Below are 23,795 nucleotides of genomic sequence, written 5' to 3'. Positions count from 1 at the left end.
ATCGTTCCTCGCTAGCAGGCTAGGGTCTCATGAACACTGGAGATCCAATGTGGGAGCTAGCCTGCTAGCGATGAGGCCTTAATATTCACCATAAATCCACCCACCCATCACCCTTCTTTATCCACCATGACATCCCCCAGAACCCGGCGCATGTTGATGCCTCAACCGGAGGGATTCGCCATGCTTGATGCACTCAAAAAGATCAATTCAACGTCCGCCTTCAACCGCTGGGCGGGTTTCGACGTCACTCGCGCCACGCCGGGCGAGGTGGAACTGACCATGGCTTTTCGCGAGGCGGACATGGCGCAATACGCAGGCTTCCTGCATGCCGGCCTGATTGGCGCGCTGCTCGATACCGCCTGTGGGTTTGCGGCCGGAACGGTCGCTGGCAATGTCCTGGCATCGCATTTTTCGGTGAATTGCCTTGCACCCGCCGTCGGTGAAGTGTTCATTGCGCGCGGCCAGGTGGTGAAGTCCGGCAAGAAGCAGGTGTTTGCCCGTGCCGAACTGTTCGCACAAACAGGGGATCAGTTGAAGCGGGTGGCAACCGGCGATGCGATCCTGGTGCCGATCCAGCAGTGAACCACCGGTTTTCGGGGCGGTCAGGGAAGTAACAGCCAATCATTTGGAGGTTCTGCCATGCGACTCGAAGGCTCCTGCCACTGCGGCGCCGTGTCATTCAGTCTGACCAGCACCCACCCCTACCCTTACCAACGTTGCTATTGCTCGATCTGCCGCAAGACCCAGGGCGGTGGCGGTTACTCGGTCAACATCGCGGGCGATTCAGCCAGCCTCAAGGTGCGCGGTCGAAAATCCATCGCGATCTATCACGCGCGACTCAAGGACGAAGGCGACAAACGCGCCCACCGCAGCACGGCAGAGCGGCACTTCTGCTCGGAGTGCGGCTCGGGCTTGTGGCTGTTTAGCCCTGAATGGCCGGAACTGATTCACCCGTTTGCCTCAGCCATTGATACGGCGTTGCCGGTACCACCCGAGTACACGCACGTGATGCTCAATTCGAAAGCGCCGTGGGTGGAGGTCCCGGCGCATGCCGGTGATCGGCAGTGCAAGATCTGGCCCGAGGAGTCCATCGCACAGTGGCACGAGCGACTGGGGCTGGCTCGCTAATCAAAACCTCGATTTTTTTGCACACGGCAGTTCCCCTTTGCGTTTTTCGTTCGGTTAACCCTCAGAAGCCTTTCACTTACCGATCGATTCGATACAAAGGGATCTCCATGTCGCACCCACTTGCCGCGCGTTTCCGTTTTGCCCTGTGCCCCTTGGCTCTGGCCCTTCCGGCCGCTCTGCTGAGCCTGGCCTCCACCGCCCATGCCGCCGAAACAGCCACCGGCAAAACGGCAACCAAGGACGATGGCGCGCTGCAACTGGGGGCGACGAACATCGAGGGCGTCGCCTTGGGCGCAACCACCGAGGACACCCATTCCTACACCACCGGTTCAACGTCTTCGGCCACGGGCCTGCCTTTGTCGATCCGCGAAACACCGCAATCGGTCACGGTGATCACCCGTCAGCAGATGGACGATCGCGGTGTGCAAAGCATCAGCGACGCGTTGCGCAATACCCCCGGTGTTTCGACGCAGAAGTACGACAGCGACCGTACCGAGTTTGCCGCCCGCGGCTTTGCCATCACCAACTTCCAGTACGACGGGGTCAACCAGCCTTACGACGGTGTTTATGGGGAAAACCCGAACAACAGCGACGACTCCGCCAGCCTTGACCGCATCGAGGTGATCAAGGGCGCGACCGGCCTGATGACCGGCTCGGGCGACCCGTCCGCCACCGTCAACCTGATCCGCAAGAAGCCGACCAAAGAGTTCAAGGCCTCGATCAGCGGCACTGTCGGTTCGTGGGACAGCTACCGCACCGCCGGCGATGTTTCCGGTTCACTGACTGACTCGGGCAACGTGCGCGGACGCTTTGTCGGCGTGTACCAGGACAAGGATTCCTACATTGACCATTACAGCCAGAAGAAAGACCTGTACTACGGCATCCTCGAAGCCGACCTGACTGACGATACCCTGCTGACGTTCGGCATCGACAAGTCCAGTGCCACCCCTCGCGGCAGCTCCTGGACCGGTAACGCGACGTACTTCGCCGACGGCGGCCGTACCGATTTCTCGCGCAGCTTCAACCCGGCAGCTGACTGGAGCCGTCGCGATTTCGACGAAATCAGCTACTTTGCCTCGCTGGAACAAGCGTTGGCCAACGACTGGAAGTTCAAAGCCAGCCTGAGCGAGAAAACCACCGATCACGACACCCAGCTGGCCTCGGCCGGCTATGGCAATCCGGACCGCGCGACCGGCGAAGGCATGTCCTTATTCTGGGGTCGTTTCGAAGGTCATCGCGTGCAGGACACGGCCGACGTAAACGTCTCCGGCCCCTTCACGCTGGGCGGTCGCGAGCATGAACTGGTGGCCGGCGTCATGGCGTCCCACTCCCGTCAGACCGGTTCCACCTACGACATCAGCGCCTTCGAAAGTGTCCCGGGGAGCATCTACGACTGGGAAGGTCGTCTGCCGAAACAGGAATTCCCGGTAAACGGCAAATACGAACGCACCCAGAGCCAGAACGGTGTTTACCTCGCCACCCGCCTGCGCCCGACCGATGATCTGTCGGTCATCCTCGGCAGCCGCCTGAGCACCTTCAAGTACAACGAAGACTACCGCTACATCGCGGCCTCACCGCTGGACGACACCCACGCGAGCTACAAGGAACACGGCATCGTCACGCCGTATGCCGGCGTGGTCTACGACCTGAACGATGTGTACTCGGTGTACGCCAGCTACACCTCGATCTATCAGCCTCAGACCTACAAGGATGCCAGTGGCATGACCCTGGCACCGGTTGAAGGCGACAGCTATGAAACCGGGTTGAAAGCCGCTTACTTCGATGGCCGGTTGAATGCCAGCCTGGCGTTGTTCCGCATCGAGCAGGACGGCGTCGCCGAGCAGACCGGCACCAACGCGATCACCAACGAAGGCATCTTCAAAGCCGTCGACGGCACCACCACCAAAGGTGTGGAACTGGAACTGGCCGGCGAACTGGCCGAGGGCTGGAACCTGACGGCCGGTTACACCTACGCACGCACCCGAGACAAAGACGAACAGCGGATCTTCGGCTACCCGCTGTCCACCAGCAAGCCTGAGCACGTGGTACGGACGTTCACTACCTATCGCCTGCCTGGCGCCCTGGACAACGTGACCGTCGGCGGCGGCATCAGCTGGCAGAGCGCCTTCTACGGCAAAATCTACAGCGCTCCCGCGGGCGACTACACCTCAATCAAACAGGGCGGCTACACCCTCGTGGACCTGATGACCCGTTACCAGTACAACGAGCACCTGAGCTTCACCGCCAACGCCAACAACGTCTTCGACAAGAAGTACCTGTCCGGCCTGGGCAACTACGACACCACGTTCTACGGCGAGCCGCGCAACCTGATGCTGACCACCCAGTGGGACTTCTAAGCTGAACCTGTGGCGAGAGGGTTTACGCTCTCGCCACAGGCTTCTCACTGTTCGCCAAACCCGTTCACAGTCTTTGACAGTTTTGCGACAAAGCTGCCAAAGATTGCCGGGCGGCACCCGCCTAGCATGGGCGCATCCAATCTCCCCCAGGGTGCTCCCATGCTTCGTTCGCTGTATTTGCCTTTGACTTCTTTCTGTCTGTTCCTCCCCTGCGCCGCCTTGAATGCCGAAGACTGGCACTACAGCCTGCGCGCCGGTGCTGCCAGTGCGCCGCGTTACAGCGGCAGCGATGAACGCGTGGTGGCGCCGCTGCTGAGTGGCGAAATCGTCAGCCCTTATGGTTTTTTTCTGGACACTGGAAAGGGCTTGGGCTGGGCATTTGACGAGGATGACTTCGGCCTCAGCGTGTACGTCGGCGCCAGTGATGTACGCAAGGATCGCAAGACCGGGTTCAAGGGCTCCGACGAGCTGGACGGCATGGGCTCGATCAAGTTACGACCGGTGCTGGGGCTCGACGGGACGTATCACATGGGGCCGATCATTCTCGGCGCCAGTTATGAACACGCGCTGGAAGAAGACGACGATGAACACGACACCGGCTCAGCCTGGAATCGCTTGAAACTGAGCATCAGCGCGCCGTTTTACGAGGGTGACCATGGCAAGGTCGTGGGCAGCCTCAACAGTCAGTTTGGCGACGGTGATTACATGCGCACCTGGTACGGCGTCAGTACGGGTCAGGCGGCGCGCAGTCAATTCCGAGCGTATGACGCTCATGGCGGGCTGTTGAGTCGCGGGGCGGACTTGACCTGGTCGTTGCCAATCAATGATCAATGGAATGTGTCGACGGTGCTGGCGGTGCAGTATCTGGCCAAAGAGGCGGCGGACAGCCCGATTGTGGAGCGGCGGATGCAGACTTCGCTGGCTGGGCAAGTGGTGTACAGCTTTTGATTTGAGGTGATGCAGATGACGCCATCGCGGGCAAGCCCGCTCCAACATTGGATTTGTGAACGACATAGATCCATTGTGGGAGCGAGCCTGCTCGCGATGGCGTACTCAAGAACGCCACAATTAATCCTGATGCGCCCACGTCATACGAAACGACGCCCCACCCCATGGCGAATCCGCCACGTCCACTTGCCCGCCATGGGACTGGGACACCCGCCTGACCAACGCCAAACCCAGGCCAAACCCACCCGTGCGGCGATCTCGACTGGCGTCCAGGCGAGAGAACGGCTCAAAGATCTTCTCCCGACCGGCCACCGGCACACCCGGCCCATCATCGTTGACCTGCACTTCGTAATGATCACCGGTGCGCACCAGCGACACCTCCACACGCTCATCGGCATAGCGAATGGCATTGCGCAGCAGGTTGATTACCGCGCGCGCCATGAAGCGCGGTTCGATGCGTACCTCATCGACCTGACACTCGACAATCAGCAGCTGTACTCCCGCCGCCTCGGCCTCCAGCGCCACGCTGCCGACCACGCTGTCGAGCCAACTGTTGGCCTGAATATTTTCCCGCGTGATCACCGTGGCGCCGCGCTCGAGGCTGGCGTAAGTCAGCAGCTCCGAGACCATTTCTTCCAGCTCGCCGAGGTCGGCGTACATGTCGGCAATCAGTTCACGGCGCTGAGTCGGATCGGATTGTTGCTTGAGCTGATCAAGCTCGAACGACAACCGTGCAATCGGCGTGCGCAATTCATGGGACACCGCGTTGGTCAACTCACGTTGATTGGCGATCAGGCCTTCGATGCGTGCGGCCATCAGGTTGAAATGTTCAGACAGGTCGCGAATGTTCGAGCGCTTGGACAGCTGGATCCGCGCCGACAGGTTGTTGTCGCCAAAGCGTTCGGCGGCGAGGCGCAGTTTTTCCAGGTCTCGCCAGTGCGGACGCACCCAGAAAAACAACACGAAACCGATCATCACCGCGATCATCAGATAGGCCGTGGCAATATAGAACGGCATCAGACTCGGCTCGGCCGGCAGCTTGATGCTGAGCAACTGCGAGCCGTCGTCAATGCGCGAGATGAACTGCGTGTACTTGTCACGAAGCACCAGCAGGCCTTGGGCCAACTCGCCTTTCTCCTGATCGGTCAGGGCCAGTTGATCCGTTTCGACCAGGCTCAGGCCCAAGCCATAGTGAGGGCGCACGGCTGCCAGTTGGCGCTCCCGCGCCGAACCGTCCAGGCCACGCAACTGCTCCACCAGCGACCAGGCCTGGCCCCGCACCGCCTCGCGGTTGTAGCTCTGCATCTGACCGTCGAGCAATGCATCGAACGTGCGTTCAACGGTTTGCAGCCCCAGTACCAGGCCAACCGTCATCATCAGAAACAGTCCGAGAAATAACCGCAGCATTTACAGCTCCCACGCGAACGGATTGAACAGGTAGCCCTTGCCCCAGATAGTCTTGATGCACACCGGTTCGCGCGGGTTGTCCTTGAGCTTGCCGCGCAACTTGCTGATATAGACGTCAACGCTGCGGTTGAGACCATCGAAGGCAATGCCGCGCATGCGGTTGAGGATGTCGTCGCGGGACAGGGTCTTGCCCGCCGCGCTGGCCAGCAACCACAGCAGCTCGAATTCCATGGTGGTCAGTTCAATGCCCTCACCCGCCAGGCGCACTTCGCGGCAGCTACGGTCGATGCTCAGGTGGCCGAATTCCAGCGAGCTGCACACACTGCTGTCCGGCGTTTGCCGGCGTTGTAACGCGCGCAGGCGGGCCAGCAATACCGGCGGTTTGATCGGCTTGATCACGTAGTCATCGGCGCCGGATTCCAGGCCAAGGATGTGATCGAGGTCGTCTTCCTTGGCGGTGAGGATGACGATCGGTGTATCGGACACGCTGCGAATTTCACGACACACGTGCAGGCCACTCTGGCCCGGCAGCATCAGGTCGAGTACCACTATTTTCGGCTTGAAGTCGAGGAACGCGGCCAGCGCGAGATCACCGCGGTGCACCTGCAACACCTCAAAGCCGTGTTGGGACAGGAAGTGCGCGATCAGCCCGGCGAGCTTTTCGTCGTCCTCCACCAGCAGTACTTTGCCAAAACCCAGGTTTTCCATAACGAACGCGTGCCAACCCTTGTGAAGTGGGCGGCATTATGGCGCCAATCGCGGTCGGGACGGCTATCGCAGGCAGCAAAAACCGGCCGCTGGGGCCGGTTTTCAGTGATCTTTCATACTCTTAAGAGTTTTTAACAATTCAGGCGCGAAAGATCACACCTGTAGGCGCCCGCTTGCCGGCGATAGCGATCTAAGGGCCACCATCGCCAGCAAGCCGGACGCCTACCGGTTATGCGGCAGCCGGGACGCCACTGTGGAAACGGAATTCCACGTCCGGCGATTCGATCAGCTCCTGTTCGGCCACGCGGACCCGGTCGATCACCTGAGCGATGTCCTTGGCGTCACCGTACTGGTAGGCCAGTTTCAGGTAACCCTGAAAATGCCGGGCCTCGCTTTTCAGCAGGCCGAAGTAGAACTTGCCCAGTTCTTCGTCCAGATGCGGCACCAGGGCCTCGAACCGCTCGCAGCTACGGGCTTCGATGAACGCACCAACGACCAGGGTATCCACCAGTTTGACCGGTTCGTGACTGCGCACCACTTTGCGCAGGCCTGAGGCATAACGCCCGGCCGAGAGCTGACGCAGCCCGATCTTGCGCTTCTTCATCAGGCGCATGACCTGTTCGTGGTGCACCAGCTCTTCCCGGGCCAGCCGCGACATCAGGTTGATCAAATCAACATGGGAGTGATACTTGGCGATCAGGCTCAATGCCGTGCTGGCCGCCTTGAATTCGCAGTTCTTGTGGTCGATCAGCAAGGTTTCCTGATCGGCCAGCGCGGCCTGGACCCAGCCGTCCGGGGTGCGACAGCCGAGGAACTCGTGAATTTCGGGAAGGATCATGGGGCTCACGGATAAAAGGTTCAAAACGAAGGGCGCCGATTATACCGGCCCGCCGTCAGACCACCAGTCGCGACCGTTGATATGCATCAAGTCCCGAATGCGCAACCAGCAACTATAGTTGTGCAACGCCACGCTTTTTTACCCTCTGGAGATCCCGATCATGCAAGCCATTCGCAGCATTCTGGTGGTCATCGAACCCGAACATTCGGAAAGTCTGGCGCTTAAACGGGCCAAGCTGATTGCCGGCGTGACCCAGGCGCATCTGCATCTGCTGGTGTGCGACCGCAAGCATGACCACAGCGGCATGCTCGGCGTACTCAAGGCTGCGCTGCTTGAAGACGGCTATAGCGTCACCACCGAACAAGCCTGGAACGAAAGCCTGCACGAAACCATCGTCGATGTGCAGCAGGCCGAAGGTTGCGGGCTGGTGATCAAGCAGCATTACCCCGACAGCCCATTGAAAAAGGCCCTGCTGACCCCGGGAGACTGGAAACTGCTGCGCGCTTGCCCGACGCCGGTGCTGCTGGTCAAAACCTCGAAGCCCTGGACGGGCGGTGTGATTCTGGCGGCGATCGACGTGGGTAATACCGATAATGAGCACCGCCATCTGCACAACACCATCATCGATTACGGGTATGACATCGCCAGCCTTGCCAAGGCTCATCTGCATGTGGTCAGCGCCCATCCCTCACCGATGCTGTCGGCGGCCGACCCGACGTTACAGCTGAGTGAAACGATCGAGGCGCGCTATCGCGAGCAATGCAAGGCGTTTCAGGCCGAGTTCGACATCGATGATGAGCACCTGCATATCGCGGAAGGTCCGGCGGATGTATTGATTCCGTACATGGTGCACAAACTGGGTGCGGCGGTGACGGTGATTGGCACAGTGGCGCGGTCCGGGTTATCCGGGGCGTTGATCGGGAATACGGCGGAAGTGGTGCTGGATGCAGTGGAGAGTGATGTGCTGGTGTTGAAGCCGCAGGAGATCGAGGATCATCTGGAAGAGATGGTGTCCCACCATTGAGATAGTGGCGCCCATCAGGCCGCCATCGCGGGCAAGCCCGCTCCCACAGTGGATCATGTTGGAACACATTTATGCGTTCACTGCTAATCCCTGTGGGAGCGGGCTTGCCCGCGATGCTTTTCAGCCGCCGAAAGCGTCTTTGAGGAAACCCGGCGCAATGTACCGCTGGTAATGCGCCTCCGAGAGCAAAAAGAACTCCCGATCAATCGCATCGCGCAACTCCGGCAGGTTCCAGTCGCGAAACTCCGGCATCAACACCATCCCGTAGGCCTCCAGATTGTTGATCACCCGCGCGCCTCGGGCGATCAACTGATAGGCCCAGCAATATTCCGACTGATGCGGCACAAAGCGAATCTTGCGCTGCTCCAGTTGCAGACGCAGGCGTTGGGGATCGAAAACCTCCAGCTTGCTGGCCATCACCTGGGACAACAACTGCTCGAGCCGCAGCCATACCGCGCGCTTCTCCTCCTCGTTGTAACCGTTCCAGTTGATCACTTCATGGTGGAAACGCTTGCAGCCACGGCAGACCAGGTCACCGTAAACAGTGGAGCAAAGGCCGACGCAGGGGGTCTTGATGGTCTGATTGGGCATAGGTCAGGAGAACACGGGAAAGCAGAACAGGCCGGCATGTTAGCCCTTTGTCTAACATTGATCACCCCTCAATCTTGAGGGGCTAACTTACCTTTATATTTTTTTTGCCGTAGAATCAGCCAGCCTTTTAAGGCGCCAATGTCCGTTAGAAGCTGTTTTCAAAGCGTCACGAGCACAGTCGTTCCTTCAGAGCGGTGTTGGCGAAGGGTTTTTCCAGCGGGGAAAAGCCCAACGCCAACCCTCATCAGCTCCCCGTTCTGCAGGCGTAAAACTTTGAAAGCAGCTTCTGTAAGGAATTGTCGGTAATTCTGGCTAAGTGGCCCACAACGCCACGCAGCGCATGAGTACGGCAATTTCGGGATGAGCGTCCCGGACACCCATTTGGGACCACTGATGAGGGTAATAACTGTGCTTGAAGCCTACCGCAAACATATCGAAGAGCGCGCAGCACTGGGTATCGTTCCCCAGCCGCTTAACGCCGAACAAACTGCAGGCCTGGTTGAGCTGCTGAAGAATCCCCCGGCTGGCGAAGAAGCTTTCCTCGTTGACCTGATCACCAATCGCATACCACCTGGCGTGGACGAAGCGGCCTATGTAAAGGCCGGTTTCCTGTCTGCCCTGGCCAAAGGCGAAGCCACTTCCCCTCTGATCGACAAGAAACGCGCTGTAGAACTGCTCGGCACCATGCAGGGCGGCTACAACATCGTGACCCTGGTTGACCTGCTCGACGACGCCACACTGGCCCCTGTCGCTGCCGCTCAGCTCAAGCACACCCTGCTGATGTTCGATGCGTTCCACGACGTCGCGGAAAAAGCCCGCAACGGCAACGAACACGCCAAAGGCGTTATCCAGTCCTGGGCTGACGGCGAGTGGTTCCGCAACCGCCCTGTCCTGGCCGACAAGATCAGCCTGCGCGTGTTCAAGGTCACCGGCGAAACCAACACCGACGACCTGTCCCCTGCTCCGGACGCCTGGTCCCGCCCGGACATCCCGCTGCACGCCCTCGCCATGCTGAAAATGGCCCGCGAAGGCATCGTGCCTGACGTCCAGGGCGTTACTGGCCCGATGAAGCAGATCGAAGAAATGCGCGGTCAAGGCTTCCCTATCGCCTACGTCGGTGACGTGGTCGGTACCGGTTCTTCGCGTAAATCGGCGACCAACTCGGTGCTGTGGTTCTTCGGCGACGACGTTCCTTACGTGCCGAACAAGCGTGCTGGCGGCTTCTGCTTCGGCAGCAAGATCGCTCCGATCTTCTACAACACCATGGAAGATGCTGGCGCACTGCCGATCGAATTCGACGTGACCAACATGAACATGGGCGATGTGATCGACCTGTATCCGCATGCTGGCAAAGTCTGCAAACACGGCACCGACGAAGTCCTGACCACCTTCGAAATGAAGACCCCGGTTCTGTTGGACGAAGTTCGTGCCGGCGGCCGTATTCCGCTGATCATTGGTCGCGGTCTGACCGACAAGGCGCGTGCCGAGCTGGGCCTGGGCCCTACCGATCTGTTCAAACTGCCAGAAGCACCTGTCGACACCGGCAAGGGCTTCACCCTGGCACAGAAAATGGTCGGCAAGGCGTGCGGCCTGCCAGAAGGCAAAGGTGTTCGTCCAGGTACGTACTGCGAACCGAAAATGACCACCGTCGGCTCTCAGGACACCACCGGTCCTATGACCCGTGACGAACTGAAAGACCTGGCGTGCCTGGGCTTCTCGACCGATCTGGTGATGCAGTCCTTCTGCCACACCGCGGCTTACCCCAAGCCGATCGACGTGACCACCCACCACACCCTGCCAGACTTCATCATGACCCGCGGCGGCGTTTCCCTGCGTCCGGGCGACGGCATCATCCACAGCTGGCTGAACCGTATGCTGCTGCCGGACACCGTCGGTACCGGTGGTGACTCGCACACCCGTTTCCCGATGGGCATTTCGTTCCCGGCCGGCTCCGGTCTGGTTGCGTTTGCTGCGGCCACCGGCGTTATGCCGCTGGACATGCCGGAATCGATCCTGGTGCGCTTCAAAGGCAAAATGCAACCGGGCGTCACCCTGCGTGACCTGGTTCATGCCATTCCTTACTTCGCGATTCAGGCCGGCCTGCTGACCGTCGAGAAGAAAGGCAAGAAGAACGCCTTCTCCGGCCGCATCCTGGAAATCGAAGGCCTGGACAACCTGAGCATCGAGCAGGCTTTCGAGCTGTCCGACGCCTCGGCTGAACGTTCGGCTGCCGGTTGCACCATCAAGCTGTCGAAAGAATCGATCACCGAGTACCTGAACTCCAACATCACCCTGCTGCGCTGGATGATCGGCGAAGGCTACGGCGATGCGCGTACCCTGGAACGTCGTGCTCAAGCGATGGAAGCCTGGGTTGCCAACCCTGAGTTGATGGTTGCCGATGCTGACGCCGAATACGCTGAAGTCATCGAAATCGACCTGGCCGACATCAAAGAGCCTGTGCTCTGCGCGCCGAACGATCCGGACGACGCCCGTCTGCTGTCCAGCGTTGCTGGCGAGAAGATCGACGAAGTGTTCATCGGTTCGTGCATGACCAACATCGGTCACTTCCGCGCTGCCGGTAAACTGCTGGATCAGGTCAAAGGTCAGCTGCCAACCCGTCTGTGGCTGTCGCCACCGACCAAAATGGACGCTCACCAACTGACCGAAGAAGGCTACTACGGCATCTACGGCAAAGCCGGCGCACGCATGGAAATGCCAGGCTGCTCGCTGTGCATGGGTAACCAGGCACGTGTAGAGCCGAACTCCACTGTGGTGTCGACGTCGACTCGTAACTTCCCGAACCGTCTGGGTGACGGCGCGAACGTCTACCTGGCTTCGGCCGAGCTGGCGTCCGTTGCGTCCATCCTGGGTCGCCTGCCGACCGTCGAGGAGTACATGGAATACGCTGGCAAGATCGACAGCATGGCGGCTGATGTTTACCGCTACCTGTCCTTCGACCAGATCGCCGAGTTCCGTGAGGCTGCTGCGAACGCCAATATCCCGGTCGTTCAAGCCTAACGTTACAACGCTGTAAAAAACGCCGCCCATCGTGAGATGAGCGGCGTTTTTTTATGTCCGGAAGGCTCGCTCACACAGGTAATGTGGTTGGCTTGAGGGCTTGTTGAACTGCGCCATCGACACTCAGCCCACTGAGAATCACCTGCTCCAGTTCCTGAATCGGCAACTTCGCCAGCACCCCTTTTGCCTGATGCTTGAGCCGCGCCAGAATCAGCAGTTTGTCCTCGGCGCGCACCTGCATGAAGAACGCCTCCAGTGCTTCGATGCTGGTGCCGTCCAGGTCGGGCGACTCTTCGAGACTGAGAATGACCGTATGCACCGGTGGCTCCGCGTGCCGCGCCAAGTGCAATGCACCGCCGAGAATGCGCTCCACGTTGGCGAAAAACAGCGCCTCGCTGGGCCGCACGATCAGCACACCGGGGATTTCCTTCGCCTCGGGATGTCGATGCAGATCAACAAAATCGTGACCTCCCGCCATTTGCCCCAATACCTGGATATCAGCCGACGACATCTGCTTAAGCATCAGCACCACGCTGATCGCCACCGCCAGCAGTAAACCGTCCAGCACGCCCAGCACCAGCACCGCTGCCACCGCGCAGATCACCAGCAGGCGGTCGCGGCGCCAGATGAAATACCGGCCCAACGGTTGGAGGCTCAAGCCGCGGGCCAAGGCATGAATGACGATGGCGGCCAGCACCGGCTCGGGAGTCAGGGCGATCCACGGCAACACCGTCAGGACAATGAGCAACACCACCCCCGCCGCCACCGCCCCGGCCAGTCGCGAATTGGCGCCCGCCGCTTCATTGGCCGATGTCGCCGAGTAACCGGCGCCTGCGGGCATGCCATGAAACAGCCCCGATAGAAGATTGGCCGCACCGAGGGCCAGCAGATCGCGGTTGGAAGAGACGCGGTCGCCGTGTTTGAGTGCGAACGAACTGATCGAGCCGAAAGACTCTGCATACAGAATCATCACCATGGCGAACGCCAGTTCACCCAGGCGCAACCAGTCGGTGAACGGCAACACCGGGAGCTGCGGTACCTCAAGACTCAAATCGATAACGCCGATCAGTTTGACCCCGTAGGCCGGCAGGTTCAGCCATTGGCCCGCCGCGATGCCGAGCGCCACCACCAGCAAGCCGCCGGGCAAACGCTTGACCCGCGCGCACAGCCACAACAACAGCAATGCCCCTGCCGCGACCAATGCCCCGACTTTATTCCACTGCGGCCACTGCTCCAGCAGTTGCGGCAGGAAGCGGATCACGTTGCCGGTGCTCAAGTGAACATCGACGATGCTCGCCACTTGCTTGAGGATGATGGTCACGGCCAGCCCCAATGCAAAGCCGCGCAGCACCGGTTTGGCGATAAATGAAGTGACGCTGCCGAGTTTGAATAACCCGGCCAACAGGAAGTAACCACCGGTCACCAGTACCAGACCGATCGCCAAGGTCATGCGCAAGGCAGAATCGCCATTGGCCAGCGTGGCGGTGGCGGCAGCCAGAACGGCCGCTGACGACGAGGTTGCGGAAACGATGGCAAACCGGCTGGTGCCGAACAGTCCGTAACACAGCAGCCCGGCAAACAAGGCAATCACCCCGGCCTGTGGCGGTAACGAGGCAATGCTTGAATAGGCGACCGCCTCGGGCAGCAACAGACCGGCAATCGACAGGCCGGCCATTATGTCCAGCCAACGGTGGGGTGTATCGGCACGGGGTTGCGCCGATGCGCCAGGGGCACGAGCCATGAAGCGTCTCCAGTGACAGCGCTCTACGCCGCGCCGATGCAGCCGCAGCTTAGCCTTTTATCTCGGGGGACAGCTGTTCTGGATCAGGTCAAATCATCCTCGAACCCGTGTGCCAAACAAAAAAACGGCCAACCCGCAACGCGGATCAGCCGTAATTTCATCAACCAAGCAAACAGCAGAAATCAAGCACTCAGCGAATAAATCAACGCCGAAATAGCCACCAGACCAACCGCCGTCACAAACACATTGGACGCTTGACCACGGAAACGTGCCATCGCCGGCACTTTGCGGATTGCATACATCGGCATCAGGAACAGAATCGCCGCAATGATCGGGCCGCCGAGGGTTTCGATCATTCCCAGAATGCTCGGGTTCAGCGTCGCCACAATCCAGCACACCACCAGCATGAACGCCGCGGTCATACGGTCCAGGGTCTTCGGCGCTGGACGCTTGCCGCTCTTCACGATCAGGCCTTTCAGACCTTCGCTGGCACCGATGTAGTGCCCCAGGAACGACTTGGAAATCGCCACAAAGGCAATCAATGGTGCCGCAAACGCGATGGTCGGGTTGCTGAAGTGGTTGGCCAGGTACGACAGAATCGACAAGTTCTGCGCCTTCGCTTCCGCCAGTTGCGCCGGCGACAAGGTCAGCACGCAGCTGAACACGAAGAACAGCACCATCACCACCATCAATACGTGCGCGCGGGACAGGATCTGCGAGCTGCGCTCTTCGGCGTGCTCGCCGTAGCGCCGCTTCTGGTCCACCGCGAACGCCGAGATGATCGGCGAGTGGTTGAACGAGAACACCATCACCGGAATCGCCAGCCACAAGGTGTGCAGCAGCGCCGACGGCTCAGGCAACGTCGATGCCGTGGTGAGGATGCCACCGTTCCAGTGTGGAACCAGGAACACCGCCAGAAACAGCAACGCCACGATGAACGGATAGACCATCAGGCTCATCGCCTTGACGATCACCTGCTCGCCGCAACGCACCACCGCCAGCAGGCCGAGGATCAGCACGAACGACAGCACGGCGCGCGGTGGCGGCATGATGTGCAGTTGATGTTCGAGGAAACTGCCCACGGTGTTGGTCAGGGCCACGCTGTAAATCAGCAGGATCGGGAAGATCGCGAAGAAATACAGCAAGGTGATCAGCGCACCGGCCTTGATGCCGAAATGTTCTTCCACCACTTCAGTGATGTCCGCGCCTTCACGACCGGACAACACGAAGCGGGTCAGGCCACGGTGCGCGTAAAACGTCATGGGGAACGCCAGCAGCGCCAGGATCAACAACGGCCAGAAACCGCCCAGACCCGCATTGATCGGCAAAAACAGCGTGCCTGCCCCAATGGCCGTGCCAAACAGGCCGAGCATCCAGGTGGTGTCATGGCGATTCCAGCTCTCAAGGCTGACGGGGTTCGCCGCTACATAGCGTTCGTTGACGCTATTGGCCTGATCATTCATCCGGTGGGATCTCCGCATTCCGGTCAGTTGCTACCCGGTCAGGACGAGTCGGAAAAATCCGACAGGCAGCGCCCTGGCCGAAACAGGGGCGCGATTGTCCGGGATTAATGAGCAGAAGCAAAGACTTAGCTGAGGAATGGTTATGCGGATCAGATCGTTGGGGACGACATAAATCCCTGTAGGAGCGAGCTTGGTCGCGATGGCGGCAGCAGATTCAGCATCACAGTGACCGGTAGCTCGCTCCTGCAGGGATTCGGGCTGTCTTCAGGAGCTGCGTCACGACGTTTCATCGCCACACAAAAAAACTTTCTTGATAAAGGTTATCCGTCATGTATTTTGATCAAACCTGCTTTCCTTCCGGAGACCTCCCATGCCACTGGTTCGCGTCGACATCAAAAAGCATCAGGACCCCACCCACGCCAAACGCATCGGGCAGTTGATCTACGCCGCCATGCACAGCGCCATTGGCGTACCGGAAAACGATAATTTCCAGATCCTCGCCGAACACGACGAGCAACACTTCATCTTTGACCCGCAATACCTGGGGATCAACCGCACCGACAAGCTGGTGGTGATTCAGATCACCCTCAGCGAAGGCCGAACCGTCGACCAGAAGAAACTGCTCTACAAAACCATCGCCGAGAGCCTCAACACTGAACTGGCGGTGCGCCTGGAGGACATTTTCATTAATCTGGTCGAAGTGAAAAAAGAGAACTGGTCGTTCGGCAACGGCATCGCCCAGTACGCCCTCTGATCTCCATCCTTAACTTTGTGAGCCGCCAATGCCCCGTGTTTCCCGCAAGCAAGCCGAACTCAACCGCGAGATTATCGTCGAGGCGGCTACGCGGCTGTTTCGCGAACGGGGCGTGCACGGCATCAGCGTTATCGATGTCATGGCGGCAGCGGGCCTGACCCATGGTGGCTTCTATGGGCATTTCGAGTCCAAGGAAGCCTTGGCTCAGGAGGCCAGTAGCCGCGCGTTCCAGCAATCGGCAGATCGCTGGAAAGACTGGATCGCCGCCAATGAAGACAAGAACACAGCCCGCCAGGCCTTGATCAAATCCTATCTGTCGGCTGCCAGCCGCGACAATCCGGGCGACAGCTGCCCGGTGGCGGCGTTTGCCGGGGACATGTGCCACGAAACCGCCCAAAGCGGCCTGCGCCAAACGTTCATGGAAGGTCTCGACTCCTTGCTCGGCACATTCGCGCCCCTGATGAACACCGGCGATGACGCCCGCGATCATCAGCAAGCGCTGGTGCAGTTCTCGCTGATGGTCGGCGCCCTGACCTTGGCCCGCGCCACTCAAGGCGAGCCGTTATCCGATGAAATCCTTGAAGCAGCAGTGAGCTCTCTGACCCGAGTTTGAATCCGCTCCTCACACCATTAACCTTTTTTAGTACTCCATCAACCCCCTCGCATCAATGGATGTTTATAACCGCCCCCCTTGCAAACTTTGTGATTATTTATTGTCAGCCCCATGCAAACTTCAGGCATGACAAACATAAATACTACATAAGCAATCACTGCATCACCACTCTTCGTCATGTATAAAAATATTTCAGCCAACAGATGAAGCAAATACGAGCAACATCTATCGCCCTGCAATGCCGACAGGTAGGCAGGTAGGAAAAATCCGACAGCAAAGTCATAAAAACATATGCGCCAGAATATTACCTGCATTAACAAAATACCCAATTGTTACAAACAACTACCAAACTATTGAACACCTCCCCACTCCAGGCTTATAGTTTTTGCGCTTTTAATCTCGATCATTGATTGATGGCGAGCGACCAATAGACAAGGAGTTATCCGTTTGCAGAAAAAAACTTTTACTTCTACATGCCTGCTTCTAACGGCACTGCTTTGCCCCCTCGGTAGCTTTGCGCAGCAAGCTTCGACCATCGACGTTCGAGAACTGGCATCCTCTCCTCGATGGCTGACAACCAAGGTCTATATAGAGGGAGCACCACAAACGGACGTAAAAGCTAATTATCCTGGCGTGGTGGGAATATCGACGTGGGATCCCGAGCGCAATCGCTATGAGTTTTTTTACACCGATACGGGGGAGTCAAAGTACAACAATGGCGGTGGAGGTTACTTCTTTGTCACCGGCGATTATAAAACCCATATTCTGGTACCCGATATCGGGCCAACCAAAACCGTTGTCAGAAGACTGGAAAAATTAGATCGAAGTGAATTCACTTATTCTCGCGAAGTGCCCCGCGACATGGTCGCCAACAACCCACTTGTGCGCATCTATGTAGTTCATGCCCCGTACACTGGCACAGTGGATACAAAGTCGAGTATGAAGTCCGACCTGAACATCACACGATGAAACCGGCCAACCCGTCGGACATAAACGGACGCCGCCAACCTCGCTTTAATAGCACTATCGTTTAACCAAAATCCCCGGAATGAAAATGCGGAATTTCAACATGCAAAAAACAATTAAAACAGTACTGATATCTACACTGCTGATATCCTCGGCCTTCTGCGGAGTCGCCAGTGCGCAATCCCCAACCGCCCCCCTTGCAAAAACTGCCGTTGCCACCCCAGATAATGCTGTCATGCTCACCGTATTTTTAAAACATGATCAGTCGAGACCATTGGGTGAACTAAAAGCTCAGCTAGCCAAGCAAGGATTTTATAAAACATTTCCACCTGCCGGCGTAGAAGTTGTTAGCTGGAACATAATGATGGGCATCGGGCAAGTCGTCACACTCCGTCTTCCGGCCTCTCGTCTGGCGGAAGTAAACCTTGCACTCGAAAATACAGCGTGGGGAACTTACAGAACCGAGTTTTATCCGACCTACGATTTCAAAGCGATAGCGCTGGCGGAACAAAACAAGGCACAACAAATGCCAACTGCCCAGTGACACTTGCAGCAGCACACTGAATTTACAGTGTGCTGCACAATGACGTGACACGGCCTCCGGCCACCCTGAACCGTGAATTTGCTTCTTCCGGGAAGCAGTCCAGACTAAGCAAGTACCGCTCTGCGATTGACGATCATTGCCAAGCAGCTCGGGGATCAGCACCCTGAAACTATTTTGCGCCCAACGCAACGACGACCACAGGAGCATAGCAATGCCCGCAACCGTTCTGGTACTGGTTGAAACCATCAATGATTACTTGCCGATTCTGGAGCATCAGGGTTTTCACCTGATTCTGGCGCCCACCCCCGCCGAGCGCGCCGAGGCCATTGCCACCCATGGCGGGCGGATCGATGCGGTCCTGACCCGCGGCCCGTTGGGTTTGTACGCTGACGAAATAGCCGCGCTGCCGGCGCTCAAGATCATTTGCGTCATCGGTGCGGGCTACGAACACGTCGACCTGCAAGCCGCCGCCGACCGGGGCCTGACCGTCACCAACGGCGCTGGAGTCAATGCTTCTTCGGTTGCCGACCACGCGATGGCGATGCTGCTTTCGCTGGTGCGCGATATCCCGCGTTGCGACGCCGCCGTAAGACGGGGCGAGTGGCCGAAAATCATGCGCCCTTCCCTCGCCGGCAAACGCCTGGGAATCCTCGGCCTCGGTGCCGTTGGCATGGCCATCGCCAAACGCGCTGCCAACGGCTTCGACATGACGGTCAGCTACCATAACCGCCAGCATCGCAGCGATGTGCCGTACAGCTTCTGTTCGACGCCCACCGAACTGGCCCGCGTCTCGGATTTCCTGGTGGTGGCCACACCCGGCGGGCTCGGCACCAGAAACCTGATCAATCGCCCGGTGCTGGACGCTTTGGGTCCCAACGGTTTCCTCATCAACATCGCTCGTGCCAGTGTCGTGGTGACCGCCGATTTGATCAGCGCACTGGAACAGCGACGCATTGCCGGCGCGGCACTGGACGTCTTCGACCACGAACCTCAGGTGCCGGACGCCTTGAAAGCCTTGGGCAACGTTGTTCTCACGCCGCACGTCGCGGGACTGTCTCCGGAAGCGACCCAGGGCACGGTCGAACTGGTCGGGCGCAACCTCATGGCGTTCTTTTCCGGTGAACCGGTGCTCACCCCGGTCACTCTGCCGACCACTGCAAATCAGGCAGCGCTGTGACAACATTCAAACAGGTGTATCAAAAGCAATGATTGGCCGGCAACACGCTCACCTATAAGGGCTGATCGTGGTTGTCGGTGCCGGGTACGCGCATTAGATTAGCCAATAGTCTCAGGCCTCCAGAATAAGCAGAAGGGATAAGCATGGCGCTTACTGACCAGTCCACCCGTATCCGCTCCGGCGAAGAACTCGATGCCAGCCTGATCGATCCGTACCTCAAGGCCCACATTCCAGGCCTCAGTGGCTTGCCGCAAATCAGCCAGTTTCCTGGCGGTGCATCCAACCTCACCTACCTGCTGGAATACCCCGAACAGGAGTTTGTCCTGCGTCGGCCGCCGTTTGGCCACAAGGCCAAGTCTGCCCACGACATGGGGCGCGAATTCCGCATTCTCAATCAATTGCGCGACGGCTTCCCGTATTGCCCCAAAGCCTACGTGCACTGCACCGACGAGTCGGTGATCGGTGCCGAGTTCTACGTGATGGAACGGGTCAACGGAATCATCCTGCGCTCCGAACTGCCGCCGGAACTGGGCCTCGATTCGGCGAAAACCGAAGCCCTGTGCAAGAGCTTCATCGACAAGTTCGTTGAATTGCACCAGGTCGATTACAAGGCCTATGGGCTCAGTGACCTCGGCAAACCTGAAGGTTACGTCGCGCGGCAGATCAAAGGCTGGAGCGATCGCTACGAAAAAGCCCTGACCCCGGATGCGCCGCAGTGGGAAGCGGTAAAAGCCTGGCTCAACGACAAGATGCCGGCCGATCACCCGACCTCGAGCATCGTGCACAACGACTACCGCTTCGATAACGTGATCCTCGACCCCAACAACCCGATGCAGATCATCGGCGTGCTCGACTGGGAACTCACCACCCTTGGCGATCCGCTGATGGATCTGGGCAACACCCTCGCCTACTGGATCGAAGCCGGCGACCCGGCGCCGGTGCAACTGATGCGGCGCCAGCCGAGCCACGCACCGGGCATGCTGACCCGCCGCGAATTTGTCGATTACTACGCCCAACGCGCCGGCATCCAGATCGACAACTTCGATTTCTACTACACCTACGGCCTATTCCGCCTGGCCGGCATCGTGCAGCAGATCTACTACCGCTTCTTCCATGGTCAGACCCAGGACAAACGCTTCGCACAGTTCATTCACATGAACAAACTGCTGGAGCAGATGAGTTTGCAGGTCATTCAGAAATCCAGCCTCTGATCCAGGCCCTCTAATAAGACTTTTCATAAGGGAATCCCATGTCCAAGACTCAGTTGTTCGACCTCGACGGCAAGATCGCTTTCGTCTCCGGCGCCAGCCGCGGCATCGGTGAAGCCATCGCCAAACTCCTGGCCCAGCAAGGCGCCCACGTCATCGTTTCGAGCCGCAAACTCGACGGCTGCCAACACGTAGCCGACGCCATCATCGCTGCGGGCGGCAAAGCCACCGCCGTTGCGTGCCACATCGGTGAAATGGAACAGATCAGCCAGGTCTTCGCCGGCATCCGCGAACAGTTCGGCCGCCTGGACATCCTGGTCAACAACGCGGCGACCAACCCGCAGTTCTGCAACGTGCTGGACACCGACCTCAGCGCGTTCCAGAAAACTGTCGACGTCAACATCCGCGGCTACTTTTTCATGTCCGTTGAAGCCGGCAAGCTGATGCGTGACAACGGGGGTGGCAGCATCATCAACGTGGCGTCGATCAACGGCATCTCGCCGGGGATTTTCCAGGGCATCTATTCGGTGACCAAGGCTGCGGTGATCAACATGACCAAGGTATTTGCCAAGGAATGCGCGCAGTTCGGGATTCGCTGCAACGCCCTGCTGCCTGGCCTGACCGACACCAAATTTGCCTCGGCGCTGGTGAAGAACGAAGCGATCTTGAACACTGCGCTGCAGCAGATTCCGCTCAAGCGAGTGGCGGATCCAAGCGAAATGGCCGGTGCAGTGCTTTATCTGGCCAGTGATGCATCGAGCTACACCACCGGCGTTTCGCTGAACGTGGATGGCGGCTTCCTGTCCTGATTGGAAATACTCGGCGCTGACGCAGACCTGCAGGTGCCGGATTGCTGGCGACAGGCGACATCAATGTTGATTGATGCGCCGCACCGCCAGCAAGCCTGCTCCTGCAGGGATCAGACGTTTGGCTCACTGAGTGACGCAGCGGGTCGTGGTAGTCACCCGCGTTACCTCCCCCTCAGCCTTCATGTCACCCATGACATCGGTTTTATCCATGGTCTGACAGGTGCGCACAGGCGGTGGAGGTGGTGCAGCGGGTGGAGGTGGCGGCGGACTGGCACAGCCACCGAGAATGACGACACAGAATGCAAACGGTGTGAAAACGCGTTTCCCAAGACTTTTCATAGGATGACCCGCGGAAAGTGATCGACAAGTTTGTGACAACAAAACCCTGCCAAAAAGTTCACGGGTGGCCATAGAAAAGCTGATTTTGCGGGTGTTCACGTCCGGTCAGCAGTCAAAACCGACACAACTAGCACACGGGATCGGGTCGATGCAGTGTGTTGCATTCCAGTTCGTAGCGCAGTTCCTCAATGAGCGCTGCAACCGCTTCGCTGGTCTTGAGCGTTGTCACGTTTAACCCGCTGACCACCAGATCCACCTGCCCCGACACCGGATGGTAGAGCTTCACCGTCAACGAATGATCACCGGTGATCGTGCACTCACAGGCCAGGGGAGAAAAGCTGCGTTCCAGTTGCAGCCGCAGTTGCGCCAGGTGAATCATTGCGATTGACCCTCGTGGCAAGGTACTGCAAGGGGGATGCACTTGTACGGCATGGCTGATCCTTAGGCGACTTGAAAAGGCGCGTGCGGATATTCCTCGGACCCGCTCGCACACTCTCAGCCTATGCGCCGTCGCCCCCTGTCAAAACATGAATTTGCACCACCTCAATTAGTGCATTTGCACCTTAGCGCTGCCCCCTGTTTCGCGCCGTGCCTGAGAACAATCCACGCTCACGCGCCCAGACGATCGCCTCGCTGCGGCTGTGCACATCGAGCTTGGAATACACCGTTGCTACGTGATTGCGTACCGTGTTCGGCGCGAGTTTCAGGCGCGCAGCGATCTCCTTGTCGGCCAGGCCTGCGCAAATCAGCTCCAGCACATCACGCTCCCGGGCCGTCAGATCGGTAAACGACACACTGGGCAATTTCGGCGAACTGACGCTTTTCACATTGGCGAGTTTTTCAATCAACGTGCGGCTGAACCAGGATGCGTCTTTCATGACTTCCTCGATCGCCGCCAGCAACTCCAGTTCGGTGCGTTTGCGCTCGGTAATGTCCATCAACACCAGAAGGTAACAAGGGTTGTCCTGAATGTTCACCGTGTCGGCAGAAATCGCGCAATCGATCAGGTCAGTGTTTTTTTTACGGATACGCACATCGATGCGATCCAGGCTGCCGGTTTTCTCCAGCACCGCAAACAGCCGTGTACGGGCGCCCGTGTCGTGGATGAAATCGATTTCCGCGAGCGTCTTGCCCAACACTTCTTCGCTGGGGTACGCGAGCGTATCGAGAAAGGCTTCGTTGACGTCGATCACCACCTGATCGTCAGCACCGCACACGAGGGTGGGCACCGGGGTCAGTCGAAAAGCCTTGGCGAAACGTTCCTCGCTTTGGCGCAGGGCCACTTCAGCCTTGTGTCGAGGCTCCATGTCGACGAAAGAAAACAGCATGCAGTCTTCGGCGTTCAGCTCCAGCGGCTGACCCGCAACAATCACCTGCTTGCTGCTACCGTCGGGCAACTTCAGCTCAGCCTGCATTTGCGGGATGGTCGCGTGTTCGCGCAAACGCTCGATCGCCAGGTCTTTCTTCTCGGCGCCTTCAAGGATGTCGAGCTCATAGGTCGAAGCGCCGATGACTTGATCGCGGGCATACCCGGTCATTTCCAGAAAACCCGCATTGACCTTGATGTAACGCAAATCGCTGAGGCGGCAGATCACCGCCGGGGCCGGGTTGGCGTTGAAGGTCCTTTCAAAACGCTGCTCGGCACTGGCCCACTCGGTGACATCGTTAATGATCAGCACCAGCGACTCCGGCTCCCCGCTACTGGTCGCCAGCACCATGCTGCGCACATTGTGGACCCAGGTGCGGTCCTCGTCGGCTGTCGACGTTACTTCCACCAGTACATCGCTGAAGGTCTCGCCACGAGCAACTCGGTTGATCGGGTAATTGTCGGCCGTTACCGGGTGGTTATTGCGATAGCGCAAAGCGAAAAGCCGGGCATATTCCGTGGCGTTCGCGCCCAACTCGCTGATCCGGCTGACGCCGTGCATGGCCAGGGCGGCGTCATTGGCCCACAGAATGGTCTGGTCGAGTTCCAGCAGAATCACCCCGTCGGACAAACCGGCGATGATCTGTTGCAACTGGCGGCGATTGGTTTCGGTGGTCAGGACGTCCTGGCTCATTGGCTCTCCACTGATGTGTCCGCACCACCTCGTGATGCTGTGTGAAGATGTGGACCGCTGCAGTCTTCGATAGTGCAAAGCACTTGTTCGACCTTGCAATCC

At 58.7% G+C, this 23,795-nt stretch carries 21 protein-coding genes; 13 read left to right on the top strand and 8 right to left on the bottom strand.

Annotated features, from left to right (window positions below):
• Positions 1 to 180 precede the first annotated feature (180 nt).
• From Q7W83_RS13625 to Q7W83_RS13610, 4 genes are all read left to right on the top strand, one after another.
• Positions 181 to 582: a PaaI family thioesterase gene (locus tag Q7W83_RS13625; protein ID WP_150639210.1), complete on the top strand. Its 402-nt coding sequence runs from the start codon at positions 181 to 183 to the stop codon at positions 580 to 582.
• 57 nt (positions 583 to 639) lie between these two features.
• Positions 640 to 1,128, top strand: a complete 489-nt coding sequence (locus Q7W83_RS13620) for a GFA family protein (protein ID WP_150653281.1) — start codon at positions 640 to 642, stop codon at positions 1,126 to 1,128.
• A gap of 107 nt (positions 1,129 to 1,235) precedes the next feature.
• On the top strand, positions 1,236 to 3,485 hold the full coding sequence (locus tag Q7W83_RS13615; RefSeq protein WP_473656193.1) for a TonB-dependent siderophore receptor: 2,250 nt from the start codon (positions 1,236 to 1,238) through the stop codon (positions 3,483 to 3,485).
• A 159-nt stretch (positions 3,486 to 3,644) separates the two neighbouring features.
• Positions 3,645 to 4,433: a MipA/OmpV family protein gene (locus Q7W83_RS13610; RefSeq protein ID WP_458377501.1), complete on the top strand. Its 789-nt coding sequence runs from the start codon at positions 3,645 to 3,647 to the stop codon at positions 4,431 to 4,433.
• Positions 4,434 to 4,553: 120 nt separating this feature from the next.
• Here the strand turns inward: Q7W83_RS13610 and Q7W83_RS13605 are convergent, their stop codons facing one another.
• The 3 genes from Q7W83_RS13605 to Q7W83_RS13595 all read right to left on the bottom strand — a co-directional run bounded on the left by Q7W83_RS13605 (position 4,554) and on the right by Q7W83_RS13595 (position 7,386).
• Positions 4,554 to 5,840 carry an ATP-binding protein gene (locus Q7W83_RS13605; protein WP_150630529.1) on the bottom strand — a complete coding sequence of 429 codons (1,287 nt, stop codon included), beginning with the start codon at positions 5,838 to 5,840 and terminating at the stop codon, positions 4,554 to 4,556.
• Entirely contained in the window at positions 5,841 to 6,548 is a 708-nt protein-coding gene (locus Q7W83_RS13600; protein WP_150639214.1) for a winged helix-turn-helix domain-containing protein, read from the bottom strand.
• Between the two features lie 229 nt (positions 6,549 to 6,777).
• Positions 6,778 to 7,386: a MiaE family protein gene (locus Q7W83_RS13595; protein WP_150630527.1), complete on the bottom strand. Its 609-nt coding sequence runs from the start codon at positions 7,384 to 7,386 to the stop codon at positions 6,778 to 6,780.
• A gap of 160 nt (positions 7,387 to 7,546) precedes the next feature.
• Between Q7W83_RS13595 and Q7W83_RS13590 the strand changes: the two genes are divergently transcribed.
• A complete protein-coding gene (locus Q7W83_RS13590) occupies positions 7,547 to 8,410 on the top strand; it encodes a universal stress protein (protein WP_150630526.1) in 864 nt (287 codons plus the stop codon).
• 120 nt (positions 8,411 to 8,530) lie between these two features.
• Here the strand turns inward: Q7W83_RS13590 and Q7W83_RS13585 are convergent, their stop codons facing one another.
• Positions 8,531 to 9,001, bottom strand: coding sequence for a DUF1289 domain-containing protein (locus Q7W83_RS13585; protein WP_008028699.1), 471 nt, complete (start codon positions 8,999 to 9,001; stop codon positions 8,531 to 8,533).
• A gap of 408 nt (positions 9,002 to 9,409) precedes the next feature.
• Here Q7W83_RS13585 and acnB point away from each other — a divergent pair, with 408 nt between their 5' ends.
• Positions 9,410 to 12,019, top strand: coding sequence for a bifunctional aconitate hydratase 2/2-methylisocitrate dehydratase (gene acnB / locus Q7W83_RS13580; protein WP_150639225.1), 2,610 nt, complete (start codon positions 9,410 to 9,412; stop codon positions 12,017 to 12,019).
• A 70-nt stretch (positions 12,020 to 12,089) separates the two neighbouring features.
• On the opposite strand, the gene Q7W83_RS13575 is transcribed toward acnB, so the two are convergent.
• The gene (locus Q7W83_RS13575; protein ID WP_473656192.1) at positions 12,090 to 13,760 is read right to left on the bottom strand and encodes a SulP family inorganic anion transporter; all 1,671 of its coding nucleotides are present in this window, start codon (positions 13,758 to 13,760) and stop codon (positions 12,090 to 12,092) included.
• Between the two features lie 182 nt (positions 13,761 to 13,942).
• Positions 13,943 to 15,223, bottom strand: coding sequence for a serine/threonine transporter (locus Q7W83_RS13570; protein ID WP_150653278.1), 1,281 nt, complete (start codon positions 15,221 to 15,223; stop codon positions 13,943 to 13,945).
• 370 nt (positions 15,224 to 15,593) lie between these two features.
• Between Q7W83_RS13570 and Q7W83_RS13565 the strand changes: the two genes are divergently transcribed.
• From Q7W83_RS13565 to Q7W83_RS13535, 7 genes are all read left to right on the top strand, one after another.
• Complete coding sequence (locus Q7W83_RS13565) at positions 15,594 to 15,977, top strand: tautomerase family protein (RefSeq protein WP_150639216.1); 384 nt, start codon at positions 15,594 to 15,596, stop codon at positions 15,975 to 15,977.
• A gap of 28 nt (positions 15,978 to 16,005) precedes the next feature.
• Positions 16,006 to 16,590, top strand: coding sequence for a TetR/AcrR family transcriptional regulator (locus Q7W83_RS13560; RefSeq protein WP_473656191.1), 585 nt, complete (start codon positions 16,006 to 16,008; stop codon positions 16,588 to 16,590).
• A 447-nt stretch (positions 16,591 to 17,037) separates the two neighbouring features.
• Positions 17,038 to 17,559, top strand: coding sequence for a DUF4822 domain-containing protein (locus tag Q7W83_RS13555; RefSeq protein WP_191623652.1), 522 nt, complete (start codon positions 17,038 to 17,040; stop codon positions 17,557 to 17,559).
• Positions 17,560 to 17,659: 100 nt separating this feature from the next.
• A complete protein-coding gene (locus Q7W83_RS13550) occupies positions 17,660 to 18,100 on the top strand; it encodes a hypothetical protein (protein WP_150639217.1) in 441 nt (146 codons plus the stop codon).
• A gap of 211 nt (positions 18,101 to 18,311) precedes the next feature.
• Entirely contained in the window at positions 18,312 to 19,277 is a 966-nt protein-coding gene (locus tag Q7W83_RS13545) for a 2-hydroxyacid dehydrogenase (RefSeq protein WP_458377505.1), read from the top strand.
• Positions 19,278 to 19,420: 143 nt separating this feature from the next.
• Positions 19,421 to 20,488, top strand: coding sequence for a phosphotransferase family protein (locus Q7W83_RS13540; protein WP_150639219.1), 1,068 nt, complete (start codon positions 19,421 to 19,423; stop codon positions 20,486 to 20,488).
• 38 nt (positions 20,489 to 20,526) lie between these two features.
• Entirely contained in the window at positions 20,527 to 21,294 is a 768-nt protein-coding gene (locus Q7W83_RS13535) for an SDR family oxidoreductase (protein WP_150630518.1), read from the top strand.
• Positions 21,295 to 21,760: 466 nt separating this feature from the next.
• Here the strand turns inward: Q7W83_RS13535 and Q7W83_RS13530 are convergent, their stop codons facing one another.
• Together Q7W83_RS13530 and Q7W83_RS13525 are read right to left on the bottom strand one after the other, a co-directional pair.
• Positions 21,761 to 22,012 (bottom strand): DUF1652 domain-containing protein, encoded by a 252-nt coding sequence (locus tag Q7W83_RS13530; protein WP_150639220.1) that lies wholly within the window; start codon positions 22,010 to 22,012, stop codon positions 21,761 to 21,763.
• Positions 22,013 to 22,196: 184 nt separating this feature from the next.
• Positions 22,197 to 23,693 (bottom strand): helix-turn-helix transcriptional regulator, encoded by a 1,497-nt coding sequence (locus Q7W83_RS13525; protein ID WP_473656190.1) that lies wholly within the window; start codon positions 23,691 to 23,693, stop codon positions 22,197 to 22,199.
• Positions 23,694 to 23,795 lie beyond the last annotated feature (102 nt).

It is taken from the genome of Pseudomonas sp. 300, from assembly GCF_055803035.1.
Note: the sequence above shows the minus strand (reverse complement) of the source record. Positions and strands in the feature narration are given on the sequence as shown.

Coding starts and splice junctions, on each gene's coding strand:
- Q7W83_RS13540 (WP_150639219.1), top strand. CDS start 19,421: ATGGCGCTTACTGACCAGTCCACCCGTATCCGCTCCGGCGAAGAACTC.
- Q7W83_RS13620 (WP_150653281.1), top strand. CDS start 640: ATGCGACTCGAAGGCTCCTGCCACTGCGGCGCCGTGTCATTCAGTCTG.
- Q7W83_RS13625 (WP_150639210.1), top strand. CDS start 181: ATGCTTGATGCACTCAAAAAGATCAATTCAACGTCCGCCTTCAACCGC.
- Q7W83_RS13575 (WP_473656192.1), bottom strand. CDS start 13,760: ATGGCTCGTGCCCCTGGCGCATCGGCGCAACCCCGTGCCGATACACCC.
- Q7W83_RS13600 (WP_150639214.1), bottom strand. CDS start 6,548: ATGGAAAACCTGGGTTTTGGCAAAGTACTGCTGGTGGAGGACGACGAA.
- Q7W83_RS13525 (WP_473656190.1), bottom strand. CDS start 23,693: ATGAGCCAGGACGTCCTGACCACCGAAACCAATCGCCGCCAGTTGCAA.
- Q7W83_RS13570 (WP_150653278.1), bottom strand. CDS start 15,223: ATGAATGATCAGGCCAATAGCGTCAACGAACGCTATGTAGCGGCGAAC.
- Q7W83_RS13560 (WP_473656191.1), top strand. CDS start 16,006: ATGCCCCGTGTTTCCCGCAAGCAAGCCGAACTCAACCGCGAGATTATC.
- Q7W83_RS13605 (WP_150630529.1), bottom strand. CDS start 5,840: ATGCTGCGGTTATTTCTCGGACTGTTTCTGATGATGACGGTTGGCCTG.
- Q7W83_RS13590 (WP_150630526.1), top strand. CDS start 7,547: ATGCAAGCCATTCGCAGCATTCTGGTGGTCATCGAACCCGAACATTCG.
- Q7W83_RS13545 (WP_458377505.1), top strand. CDS start 18,312: ATGCCCGCAACCGTTCTGGTACTGGTTGAAACCATCAATGATTACTTG.
- Q7W83_RS13550 (WP_150639217.1), top strand. CDS start 17,660: ATGCAAAAAACAATTAAAACAGTACTGATATCTACACTGCTGATATCC.
- Q7W83_RS13530 (WP_150639220.1), bottom strand. CDS start 22,012: ATGATTCACCTGGCGCAACTGCGGCTGCAACTGGAACGCAGCTTTTCT.
- Q7W83_RS13535 (WP_150630518.1), top strand. CDS start 20,527: ATGTCCAAGACTCAGTTGTTCGACCTCGACGGCAAGATCGCTTTCGTC.
- Q7W83_RS13565 (WP_150639216.1), top strand. CDS start 15,594: ATGCCACTGGTTCGCGTCGACATCAAAAAGCATCAGGACCCCACCCAC.
- Q7W83_RS13610 (WP_458377501.1), top strand. CDS start 3,645: ATGCTTCGTTCGCTGTATTTGCCTTTGACTTCTTTCTGTCTGTTCCTC.
- Q7W83_RS13585 (WP_008028699.1), bottom strand. CDS start 9,001: ATGCCCAATCAGACCATCAAGACCCCCTGCGTCGGCCTTTGCTCCACT.
- Q7W83_RS13615 (WP_473656193.1), top strand. CDS start 1,236: ATGTCGCACCCACTTGCCGCGCGTTTCCGTTTTGCCCTGTGCCCCTTG.
- Q7W83_RS13595 (WP_150630527.1), bottom strand. CDS start 7,386: ATGATCCTTCCCGAAATTCACGAGTTCCTCGGCTGTCGCACCCCGGAC.